This window comes from Humiphilus diazotrophicus, from assembly GCF_059726315.1.
The window spans coordinates 375,934-388,000 of the sequence record NZ_AP040870.1 but is presented as its reverse complement, the minus strand read 5'-3'; the positions used below and the strand labels follow the sequence as shown (position 1 = coordinate 388,000).

Annotated in this window: 7 protein-coding genes; 3 read left to right on the top strand and 4 right to left on the bottom strand. The window is 50.1% G+C overall.

The features are described from left to right. Positions 1 to 16: 16 nt before the first annotated feature. Both AC6I7T_RS03400 and AC6I7T_RS03395 read right to left on the bottom strand, forming a co-directional pair. Positions 17 to 1,309, bottom strand: coding sequence for a radical SAM protein (locus AC6I7T_RS03400; protein WP_497791894.1), 1,293 nt, complete (start codon positions 1,307 to 1,309; stop codon positions 17 to 19). Continuing rightward, positions 1,302 to 3,065 carry a hypothetical protein gene (locus AC6I7T_RS03395; RefSeq protein ID WP_497791893.1) on the bottom strand — a complete coding sequence of 588 codons (1,764 nt, stop codon included), beginning with the start codon at positions 3,063 to 3,065 and terminating at the stop codon, positions 1,302 to 1,304. Before AC6I7T_RS03395 ends, AC6I7T_RS03400 begins: the two co-directional genes overlap by 8 nt. A 594-nt stretch (positions 3,066 to 3,659) precedes the next feature. Here AC6I7T_RS03395 and AC6I7T_RS03390 point away from each other — a divergent pair. Then, complete coding sequence (locus AC6I7T_RS03390) at positions 3,660 to 4,295, top strand: TetR/AcrR family transcriptional regulator (RefSeq protein WP_497791891.1); 636 nt, start codon at positions 3,660 to 3,662, stop codon at positions 4,293 to 4,295. Positions 4,296 to 4,412: 117 nt separating this feature from the next. On the opposite strand, the gene AC6I7T_RS03385 is transcribed toward AC6I7T_RS03390, so the two are convergent. Next, positions 4,413 to 7,943 carry a beta-sandwich domain-containing protein gene (locus tag AC6I7T_RS03385; RefSeq protein WP_497791890.1) on the bottom strand — a complete coding sequence of 1,177 codons (3,531 nt, stop codon included), beginning with the start codon at positions 7,941 to 7,943 and terminating at the stop codon, positions 4,413 to 4,415. Between the two features lie 381 nt (positions 7,944 to 8,324). On the opposite strand from AC6I7T_RS03385, the gene AC6I7T_RS03380 reads away from it, so the two are divergent. Both AC6I7T_RS03380 and AC6I7T_RS03375 read left to right on the top strand, forming a co-directional pair. After that, on the top strand, positions 8,325 to 9,305 hold the full coding sequence (locus AC6I7T_RS03380) for an aldo/keto reductase (protein ID WP_497791889.1): 981 nt from the start codon (positions 8,325 to 8,327) through the stop codon (positions 9,303 to 9,305). A gap of 529 nt (positions 9,306 to 9,834) precedes the next feature. Continuing rightward, positions 9,835 to 10,197: a hypothetical protein gene (locus tag AC6I7T_RS03375; protein WP_497791888.1), complete on the top strand. Its 363-nt coding sequence runs from the start codon at positions 9,835 to 9,837 to the stop codon at positions 10,195 to 10,197. Positions 10,198 to 10,423: 226 nt separating this feature from the next. Here AC6I7T_RS03375 and AC6I7T_RS03370 read toward each other — a convergent pair whose 3' ends face one another. Beyond that, positions 10,424 to 11,809: a hypothetical protein gene (locus AC6I7T_RS03370; protein ID WP_497791887.1), complete on the bottom strand. Its 1,386-nt coding sequence runs from the start codon at positions 11,807 to 11,809 to the stop codon at positions 10,424 to 10,426. Positions 11,810 to 12,067: the final 258 nt, after the last annotated feature.

Here is a 12,067-nt window from a genome sequence, read left to right as displayed (position 1 = left end):
TCCAATTCTCCTGAAGTTATTCCATATTTCCGCGAACGCCTTGGAAGCCATGTAAAGCTTGTTTACACAACCAGCGGATTACGCGAGTGTCGTTGTAGCAGAAGGCCAGGATGTGATTCAAAGTGGAGAAGCAATTCTTCTCGCAGGTTTGCTTCATAGTTTTGAGCTGCTCGGGGCTCAGCCTTGGTTGCTCAATGGTTCCCCAATCATACTGTGCTGAATACATCGGGAAGCAGGGAGCAAGCGTTCCATCCGTCCGTATGATAATGCTGTTGAATCCTGCACGGCAGTTCCAGCTTTCCAGTTCTTTATTGATGAATTTCTTCATCTCACCAAGTCGTTGAACGGAATTGACCATTTGCCAGCCGGAATTCTGCTTTTCAATCAGCCAATCGATCAATTCTCCAATTGCAGCATGATCTTCTTCACGGATAAAGACTGGATTGTCTTCGAAGTGGCGGAAGTTATCATGCTCCATCATTGGTGATTCGCAAATGTGATAGTCGGTGGCAATGCCGTTATCATGGGCAAGCTCAGTCAACATTCTTACATCGTCCAGATTGTTCCGGCAGATGTTGATATTGAGGAAGACCGAGTATCCATATTTATATTGTTTGCGAACGAGGTGATCGAAATAGCTTCTGATGGGTGCCATTGCCTTCGGTAATCCAGGTTTCAGATCCCAGGCATCGACGGCTAAATTGAAGGTAGAAACTCCTGCATCGGCCATGCGGTCGATTACTTCAGGCTTCATCAACCTTCCGTTGGTGGGGAGATAAATCCAGAATCCTTTCTTGGCCGCGTAATAGACAATCTTATGTGTGAGCTCGGGGCGTAAGAGTACTTCTCCACCCATAAGAGCGAGAATGCGGCAAGTTGTCGAGTGCAACCAGTCGATCGATCTTTTGGCGATGTCTTCAGTCATGCCTTGGGCATGATTGTCGTAGGCCCAGCAATAGTGACAGTCAAGATTACATTTCCACTCATTAAACAGGTAGGTAATGATGGGGTGAAATTCACCCGGAAGTAAACGCGACTTGAAAAAGGGGAACATCCAGCCCTGCATGGCGTGGTAGATCTGCGGCATTGTCCAATGCCGTTTCTCTCCGGGCTTGGGCATGAATTGCTCATCGTCTGCGAGAAAGAGTTCAGGTTTCTGCGGAAAGACCGGTTCTGGCAACGTCTGGAGAATGCCTCCCGGCGCGGGTGGAACCTGAGATCGTTGACCCTGCATTAAGGTCGCGTTTAAAGAGCTGTCCAGTCGATAGGAAGCGGCATCTTGCGCTACTGGACTGGGTAAATCAGACATTACCTACCTCCTGAGTGGAATTTATTGCATTCACTGCAGAGCCTCTAAAGACAGATTTTTCCTGCGATCTCGACCGCGGATTTCGGCCGTTGTGCCGATTCATGAGGTCATTGACATGCAGAAGAAAATTTGCGGCCGTCGAAACAATCCCCGGACGTCGCGGAATGGGATAAAAGGGATGACGTAATTCAGGATGCTCGCGGACAAACTCCCGAATGATATCCAGGGACTCCCCGGTAGACTGTAGCGCGGTTCGAAATTCTTCGCGGGCTTTTACTTTGGCTTCTGCCAGGGCCATCTGCACTCTGCTGTAAGCGTGAATCGAACCCTCCGCAGCAGTTTCTACTGAGATGAAGTTCATCTCCGGGTATCGTTCGACAAGAGCAGCTTGGACCCCATCGGATTGCGTTGAGGGCAAGCATCCAAAGGGCTTCAATGCCAGCACCATGTGGCTTGCACGATGAAGCGTATAGTACAAATTTTTCCCTATCTCTAGATGTCCCTCGCCACCTCGTAGGAAGGTATTGAAGTGAGGGGCTGCTAACTCAGCCAACTCTTCTTGCGAAACCAATCCATGATTGAGTCCGCCGAGGGCGTTGGATAACCGGCGGTAGTGGCGACGATAGATCTTTTCTCCCAGAGCAAAGGAGGTCTGTTTGCCGGTATAACGCAACCATGAGCCGACAATATGGAATGGGTGTTTCCATGACTGGATGTACTTGTCGCGAGTATGTTTGGCTTCAGCGCGGGCTTTCCGCTGGTGAAGCATATACATGACCCAGGTGCTGATCGGTTCCACAGCGACCTCCGCACCTTCTTGCTCCAGGAACTCCAGCATGCGGAAGTTGCCGTCGCTCTCGGTCATCTGCGCCCAAAACTCACCGATGACTTTAACTACAGGTTTGACTCGAAGCCAATCTACCTCCAGTTTATGAACGCGCTTCTTGCTGGTTTCCAGCTGTTTAGGAAGCCGATTGCCCAGAAGGTGGGAGCAGATCTTTCCTAGTGTGTTCGGGGTGCGATACCAAGGACTTGATCTTCTGGCTTCTATGATTTTCATCAATGCACTGGGTATGCACTGGTCGAGATCGAATGCACTGTGATGAAAGAATTCCGATATGTCGTCGGCGATTGCAGCAATTGCACGATCTGTACTTCCCGGATGAACCTCAAAGGCACGCAAGCGATGCTGAAGGTCGTTCAGCAGATCTCCCAAAACGAATGTGTGTAGTGCATTAAAGCCGAAGTCTACTGAAAATCTGAGGCCGGAGTGGCCTGTACTGGCATTGATCCCGTGATCTTGTGAGAACGATAAAATGCGGAAGCCGTCGAATCCCGCGGCTCGTAAAGCGGTACGAAATTCTGCTTCATACAATCCAAAGCGGCAAGGTCCGCCGCACGCGGCAGTGAAGAATACATAATGATCGACGATCTCTTGATTGGAAAGCCCCGCTTCCTGAAGAGCGCGAAGCTTCTTCAGCAAACTGCCAACAGTGAAGTAAACAGGGTTGCAGAGGCCATTTGCACAGAACTCTTTTCCTAATTCATGGGCGGCTCGATCTGTCTCCGGTATGCGTTCACAGAGATAGCCTTCGGCTTCTAAAAGTCCCTGGATTAATCGCTCATGCTTCCAGGTAAGACCTCCAAAAAGAATCGTGACATTGTTTTTTGCTTCGAAAGAGAAAGTACGTTCTTTAGGTAAGCGATAATGCCCGTGAACGGGTTGTGCCTTCGCCTTTTGTGATAAAACGCTCATCTACCCGAGCTGCCTCCTGGGGCAATTCTGGGGAAGAGAAATGAATTAATCCGACTGAGAAATAGGAGCTCTGCGGCTACTAGCTCAGATAATGACCTCAGAGTTCGACCTTCCATTTTCTATATAACTTTTTAACTTCTCTGAGTGGTTACTGACTTTTGATGCGCAGGAGTCGCATCCGTTTCAAAAATATTGATTTTTTGACTATGTATTCCACTGGCAACACGTAATAGATTTGACTGATTGCTGTTAGGAGGGTGAGGTAAGTCACAAGAAGATGTTATCTAGAGTCCTACAGAGATAAATATCTCGATGTTAGGAAGAGGCGAGAGGTAGCCGTGTAACATCGAATCCGATCTGATATTACCGGATACCAAAACAAAATGGTTAAGCCGGGACAGGGAGAATCCGCTCTCCCGACTTAATAGTACCAACCAGTTCGATTATGATTTTGCTCCTCATCCCTCTTTGGAGTCAATAGCAGGAATCTCTGTGGTACTATGCCGGGCAGATCTTTTTGCTGTCTATTTCGTTATGCGAAGCAAAACCTCAGGCAAAAGAAGCAGTCTGCCGGTCCCTGCCGGACGGAAGAGAATGCACTCTGCCATCGGAAGGCCCAGCGCAAAAGAAGCTCCAGGACGTTTTGAGCGTCTGCTGGATATTGCCACAGAAGTGTTTCTGGAACTGGGTTATGCAGCGACCAGTATGGATGAAATTGCTCGCAGGGCGGGTGCGTCAAAGCAGACCTTTTACGCTCGATATCCAACCAAGGCCGATCTTTTTGTCGCCGTTATGGCTCGACAGATGGACTCTATGCAGGAGCAATTCTCGAGAGTGCTGGTATCGTCCTATGGTATTGAGCAGGTGCTGGAAAATTTTGGCCGCAATCTGATGGATACAATTATTCTGCCGAATTTTCGTGCTTTGTCTCGCGTTGTGATTGTGGCGGCTGCCGATTTTCCTGAAGTATCTGCCAAATTTTGGGATTTGGGCCCCCAAAGGGCTCAGAAGATGCTAGCCGATTATCTTTCTGCAAATCTTAAGATGAGCAAAAAAGAGGCGGAACAGGCCGCCGAAATGTTCTGTTCGATTTGTGGCGGTCATATTTATTCGAAGTTGCAGCTCTTTTTGACCTGTTCCTGTCCGCAAAGGGAGATTAGGGATCGAGTACGAGAGGCAGTCCGAGTGTTCCTTGCAGCCTATTCTTTATATGAGCGATCTTCGCATTAGCTACAGTCTCGCCGAATGATTCAGCTACTAGCTCTCTTGCCGGGCAGAAGTAATGGTCTAAAAAAGGCAAGGCCCTCAGTTATCGAGGACCTTGCCTGCCTTTGAGAAGTTGATTATCTACTTCTCAGTGCGTTTTGTCGGATCCGGCAGATTGTCAGTGAGCGTCTGAACCGGTTGTACGCGGCCGTTTTCGCTCACTGCCGTGGCAGCGAGGATACGGACACGTTTGTCATAAGGGAGGGTGATTGTTTTTGCTCCTGCTGGTACCTCTAGCGGATATGCAAATAGATACGCATATTCGTAGGGTTGATTGCTTCCATCCGAACCGTGCAGGTGTGAAAGGTACCAGGCTACTGGACTTGGCTTGATGAAGCCTGGATTCAAGCCCTCGTATTCCTGGACCATTAATGGACCATGCTGTTTAATAAACTCCCGAATGCTACGTGCATACTGCGCTTCAGGACTGTTATCGCCAGCGGCGGGTTCTGGGGGAGCAGGTTTTTCGACCTCTTTCCACCTTCTGTCATCCCACTGTCCGATCTTTCCTGTCCAGTGCTCGATGGTCAGGGACGTGGTTTGATCTCCAACTTTGAATGAGGCTGTGGGATCTCCCTCCGCAGAGGCTGCAAGGATATAGACCCTGTTGAAGGAGCCTTCCGGTAACGTGAGGGTTTGACCTTCTGCCGTAAGCGCATTCGGTCTTCCGGTTCCTGCTGGAGCTAAATGGAATTTGATACCGTTGTAGGGAATTTCTGTTGGCAAACCGGCAGCATCCCAAGCGCGGCCGTTATTGTCGAAGCTTCCTGAGGACGGGTTGGCATCATTTGTCGCAATTGCACGATCGTACTCTAGCGGGATGGTTTGTCCATATGGTGCTTGTACCTGGGACGATGGAGCGCTGAGCTTGAGGGCAAAGGTCCTCGGTTGATAGGCGCTGAACTCTGTGACCAGGCTGCCCTTATCAACCGTGGCCGGACCCACGGGCTCTTCACTGCCATTGACTTCGCGTGCGGCAGCAATCCCTGCCGGGAAGGTCACGCGGACGTCCTTTTGCGCTGCGCCATCCAACTCTACAAGTCGAAGGATGACTTCATTACTCTGTTCTGCTTTCTTGATTGCCAAGACGCGAACACGGTTGTTGTTGATGTTCAGCAGGGAGAAGTTCTTTCCGAGACTCCCCTTGTGCTTGTCGCTAGAGAAGGCGACCAAGGGCTGATTCAGACGCCACGCCTGCCAATCGGTTTTCTCCTTACGCCAATCTCCCAAATGCGAGGTGAGTCCATAGACGAACTCATGATGTCCCCAATCCTGAGTAGATTGGTCGCTATATCCCTCCCAGTGTTGGCTGATTCCGGGCGTCCGTAACAGCGTGAGCCGAAGTGTATTGTCGGTTGGCTTGTCCGATCCGTTCTTGGCATCGGAAAGGATTGTCACGCCAAAGGAGCTGTCGTTATTGGTCAGATCAAACCACTGATGCGACGGGACCTCATACTTCTTCTCGTCATTGTTGGTGCGTTCGATTGTTCCGATATCCCAGTTATATGTGGCCTTGGGATTCGAAGCCGTGAGAGGAAATACAGCTTTGAGGTTCGCTTCTTTTGTCTTCCAGTCGATGACATTGGCGAATTCGACTCTGTTGCCTGCATCTCCGGCTGACAGGCGGACTTGCTCTACGAAGGTTGAGCCCTCAGCCTCTCTCTGGATTTCGACTGCGACGCGGACTGGTCCGTTTTCTACGACACGAACCTTGGGTGAGCCTGCATAGGCGCGCGGCGCACGCGACTGATCGGCCCAATCCATATTCCAGGCAGGCCATTCTGCGGGTTTATCGGAACTGATGGCAAGGCGAATGGGCGCTGACAGCAGCTCTTTCTTTAGATGTTTGTCAAAGATGCTGGAAACATCTCCGTTCGCGTCCAGTTTCACCGTATAGCGTTCGTTTTCCAACGAGGATTCGCTTACCTTCAACGCTGAAACAGATTTGGATGGTACCTCACTAGGCTGAACGTCATAGACGGAGTAGCCAACAGATGGGGTTTTGGCCAGGAAGAGAACACGAGCTTTGCCATTTTCTCCTGCTACGATCTGGCTGGGTACTTCTTTGCCATCAGGAGCAACAACACGTACCGCCTTAGGCGTGTTGGCTGAGAAGGGAATCTTCGCCTCCACAACGTCCTCTCGTGCAATATCGAGTGGGTTGTAGACAACAAGGGGAACGCCCTTAGCTTCGGTATCCAGTCCGGATGCGATGGATTCTGTTGCATCCGTCAGAACATCCGCAAATTGATTCATGGCCAGTACTTCGTCATTCCATGAATACTCATAGGATTTCGGAGTCGATGTTCCGGGAAGGATATCGTGGAATTGTCCTCCCATGACCAGCGTCCACGCACGATTCAGACGATCAAGGGGATAAGGACGACCTCCAAGCCACTCGGCTGCGATGGAAGCACGTTCTGCTGCATCGGCCAGCATTTCATTCCTGCGGTTCCACCGTTTCAGATATGCCTGAGAGGTAAGTGAGCCGGCAGAGTGTTCGGTTAACTCCAAATCGCCCGTATAGTGGGGCAAACGGGAAGCTTGTTCTGGAGTAATCCTTAGGAACATATCGTCGGCTTCGCTTTGAACGATATGTAATGGGCCATCTCCCACCTTTACCGGAGCACCAGGGCGGAGTGTCGGACGGTGTTCCTCTCTGGGGTTTTCCGGAGAGAGCGAGACGCTGCCTTTGGTCAGGATTGCTTCCATGCGGGCGACAGAGGTCTCCGATGGCGAGCCGCCGGTGTCACCGGTACCGTAATAGCGATAGTCAAAGAAGAGTCCGCTGGAGGCACCGTTGTTCTGAACACGTTCCATCCAGCCTTTGCTGGTGGTGAGGTCTTCGGTAACGTCGCTGCCATAGGAGGTAGCGTTAAGTGCCGCAATGACTCCCTTACCATCCAGTCCTTGCCAGAAACCGACGTTGAAAGGAATTCCGACCGGTGTCTTTTGCGGAGAATCAGGACCGCCAGTGCGAGCTCCTGAGTGCCAGGAGAGTTTCTGTGTCGAGAAACCCTTGATTCCTGCATGTGCCAGGATGCTGGGAAGGGAAGCCGGAAAGCCGAAGCAGTCGGGCAACATGTACTCAGCGCTGGTTTTGCCGAACTCCCGGCGGAAATACTCTCTACCATAGAGAAGCTGACGTATCAGCGATTCTGCCGAGGGTGAGTTAACATCCCCTTCTTCCATGGATGAGCCGGAGGGAAACCATCTGCCTTCGGCTACATACTGCTGAATCCGCTTGTAATCCTTCGGATAGTACTCCTTCATCAAGCGGTAGCGGTTTGCGCCGCTGAAGTTGAAGACATAATGGGGATATTTTTCGAAGAGGTAGAAATTGTCCCTCATCGTCTTCGGCAGAAACTCGCCGATCGTTTGTGCGTAGTCCCAGCGCCACTGCGTGTCCAGGTGAGCATAGGGCACGACAAAGAGGGTTGGTTCTGCGCTGGTCCCCAGTCGATTGTCTGTGCTGGCAGACTGCGAAGCCTGAGCTTGGGCTGTTACATCGTGGGCTGGTCCTCCTGCAAAGAGGGGAGGGGCCATAATGGCGGCCAAGGCGCACACTGCCGAGAGAGCACTGCGATGTCTTATCTTCCTTCGAGAGTTCATTGGGTTCTTTTCATCACCTCAAAAGGTACGACTGTTTAGGGCAGACGGCTTGCATTCCCTGGAAGAGAAGCAGTTCAGGACGCAGCGCCTCCACATTCTTGTTCGAAGAGCATTTTAAGAGAGAACATGGCACTTTGGGAACGTTCCCTTTAAACAATTTAAATATAAGTTCCTACGTTGTCATAAAGGATTTTTGAGCCGAAGAGAGAATTTGACTCGGGAAAAGCCGCCGAGTGGTTGACCACCTTACCAGATGGTGTAAAAAAGTGGGAAAAATTGGCGTGTTAGGCATGCTCCGTTGTCGGGTCTCACGACTCCTTTGCCGATCACCGGCGCATCGAAAAGAAATAGTCAAGCGAAAGATATTTTCGAGAGGCGCGCATGAGACGTCGTCAGTTCCTGAAAAATGCAGCTGTAACAGTCGTTGCCTCCACGGTTCCATATGGACAAGCAGGGGAAGGTATTCCCAGGCGTGTTCTCGGTCGAACAGGCGAATCGGTGTCCTGTCTGGGTCTCGGCGGTCACCATATTGGTCGACCACAGGTGAGCGAACAAGAGGGGATACGTCTCATCCGAACTGCTCTCGACCAGGGAATCAATTTCCTGGATAACTGTTGGGACTACAACAAAGGAGTGAGTGAGCAGCGTATGGGGCTGGCCTTGAAGGATGGATACCGCCAAAAAGCCTTCCTGATGACAAAGCTTGATGGCAGAACCGCATCTTCAGCACAGCAGCAACTTGAGGATTCGCTTCGGCGTTTGCAGACAGACCACATCGATCTTTTACAGATTCACGAAGTCATCCGTATGAATGATCCGGAAAGAGTATTTGCTTCCGGTGGAACGATGGAGGTGCTCCTAAAGGCAAAGCAGGATGGGAAGATTCGTTATATCGGGTTTACGGGACACAAGAGCCCGGAAATTCATCTGCACATGATCGAGACGTCGCTGAAACATGGCTTCCATTTCGATACAGTTCAAATGCCCTTGAATGTGATGGACGCACACTTCGACAGCTTCGAGAAGAAAGTGATCCCAGTCGCTCAGAAGCAGGGAATTGCCATTCTGGGGATGAAACCTATGGGAGACTCCGTCATCTTGCAGAGCAAAACCGTGACTGCAGAGGAGTGTCTCCAATATGCTCTAAGTCTTCCAATCAGTGTCGTGATCACTGGATGCGAATCGATGCCGATTCTGCAACAAGGATTAAGTGTCGCCAGAAGTTACAAAAGGCTATCTGATGCACAGCTTGCTTCTCTTCTTGCGAAGACAGCCGCCGTCGCTCAGGCTGGAAGGTTCGAACTTTATAAGACCTCCAATCATTTTGACGGCACGGCACATAGTCCTCGGTGGTTGGGGTAGATATCTGCCTTTTGGGATTGATCTCGAAGTGGGGATGTAGTTCTCTGTTGCAATTGTGTCTGGAGTAAGTGACGGACGAACTGGCTGCGTAAGAATAAGCAGTACGTAACCCCTGGGGAACAAAGGTTTGCTTATCCTGCATTGCGGGAAAAGTATACACAAATTAGCCAATATGAATTGAGGCATTAATAGGTTCAATTCCACCTTTCCGGCGAATCTATTTTGCCGTCAATGTTGAGCGTCCGGCCGAAGTATTGATGGGGACTCTATTTGTATTTCAGTAAACCATTGCTCCTTTCGATAAGAGAGGAAGATTTAGTCTTTGACTATGCACACCAGGAATGATAAAAATCTCCGTCCCCCAAGAGACGTGTTGTTGCTGTTTTAAAAGGATCTCATTGCAGTGGATGTAAACCTGCTAGGTGAGGTGGCAGTAAAGTGAAAGCGTTATAGATCTGGTGTGTGTGTTAGTGAGTAGGCACGAATGCCAGGAAACTCCTCAGATAGAGCTGAGAAAGATAGGAGACGCATGAAGATACTTGGCATGTTTTTATTGACTTTTCTATTACAGAGCTGTAATCAGCCATTCTCTATCCCCAAGAGGGATCCGGTTTCTGAAAAACAGTCGAAAAAGGTGGAGCCTGCAGTAGCGGGAGGTAATTATCAGCGTTTTCTCCCGGTCAGTGGGAACCCTATGTTCGCACTTGATACAGTAACCGGGCAGTTGTGCAAGACCTATCCGACTCTGACAACGACCAAGGTCGAGGATTTGAAGGTGCTGTCTGTGCCTTTCTGCCGTGATTTATGGATGGCCAGTAATGTTCCTGCTACTCCTGAAGAGCAGCCCGGGCAAGGCCAACAGGCTCAGCCGAATCAGCCTTCGGAAAAATAGCTTCTAGATCGTTTAAGCCCTCCTGCTGACCTTCGCAGGAGGACCTGGAGCATTTTCGCTTTCACTGTAGACCAAGAATAAATGACCGCGTGGCCGTTCCTTCAAAGAACCAGGGTCCCCAACACGCGGGCATTTGGTGTGTTGGGGTGGAAAGGCTGGCCACACTGTACTGAGTTCTGCGCGACCATACCAAAAGCGAAAATGCCTTGGAAATAAGGTGCTGCCATTACTCGGTCAAAAATGTACTTGGCTGTATGTACATCTGCAGTCGCTTCTGCAATGCCGATAGATAATCTTCCACTTTGTCGGTATCAGGCTGCGCGATGTATTGTGCGCACATGGCACGTACCGTGTCAGGAATCTTGTCCCATACAATAGGCTCTTTCTCCTCTGCACACACAAGGGATGCCTCATGAAATGCCTCTTGTGCTTCGTGGAAGTATTCCTCCCGGCCTTCGATCTCACCGAGTTCCAATAACGCTATCCCGACGGAAAGCTGTACCATTACTAATTCTTTCGTCTCCCGTCTGGATTGGAGTTGTATCAGGGCGTCTCGAAATGACATTACCGATGCATGAAGGAACTCGTTCGAAAACTTCTTTTCTCCGAGTCGTAATTGTGCATTTCCTAAATTTGTCTGGACCATTGCCCATTCGCGAGGTGAGCTTACCTGCGAATAGACGCCAAGACATTCCTGAAATGCGTCCACAGCCTCTTCCAGATAGGAAATTGAGGGCTGCGGTTCTTCGGTATCGGCCAATACCGTCAGTGCATATCCATAACTATGTAAGGCGGCCGCCCAGTGCAGGGGCTTTTTCTCTCGGTCGCTTTCCCATAGCGCGTTTTGGAAAGCTTCAAGAGAGGCTTCGAGGTACTCCTTGCCGCTGGTACATATTCCCAACGCTAAGAGGGAAAACCCAAGTTTGTTCTGGATAACAGACCAGGTCGCAGCATCGCTTTCTCTGGTGTACTGTTGCGAGAGCTCCTGAAACATTAGTGCTGCTTCGTTCAAGAAGAGCGGATTCTTGCTTGTCCATCCGGCAGTTAGCAATGAGTAGCCAAGTAGGAATCCTAGTCGTCCCAGCCCGTCACCATTCCATGTGGCGTCGGGTTTCATTGAGAGAATGCGGAATTCATCGATTGCTTGGAAGAGTTTGACCGTGCTCTTTGCCCTTTGAGACTCGACTTTTCGAATTTCAATCAGGAGCGGCACTACCGTGGCCAGATCATTTTGCTCCAGAGGTGGCAGCACGATTTCTGTGCCCGGTTGAAATCTTCCGCTTGGATGATTGGTGAACAGAATCTCTTGTGGTGTCCAGTACAGATGAAAGACAGTCTTAGCTTCGCTTTCCACAATACTGCCCCAAAGCAAGGCTTCTGCCTTAGTGCCCTGAAGGGCGGAATGGATCTGTGCGTTGAGCTCCGATCGGTTTTGCCCGTAGTAGAAAAGACAACTATCTGTTAACTGAACCTTGAGCTCCGGTTGTTTTTCAAGCAGCTTGCATAGGAGCTTTGTTGCCGAACCATCGCTATCCCCATTCAGACGTGCAACGATGATGGATAAGTCTGACGTTCGTGGGGCAGTCGGCTTGGTTTTTTTGAACAGGTTCATTCCACAGATGTCCTCCGCAACTGGTCCTTGTTCTCTTCACGATTATGTGCAAGCGAAATCAAAATTTGAGATCCGCCAAATCCCCTCTCTCTTGAGGACATGATCGCGCTAGGGGAGTCATCGGCAAAATTAGAAGATAAGAAGAGGGGGAGCAGAACTTCTTCTCTATGCAAATCATCTCTTATGTGTTCTTTACAGGGGCCGATATGCCGAAGGATAGAATCGTCAAGCATAGACGGTGGAATCTCTATATGCATT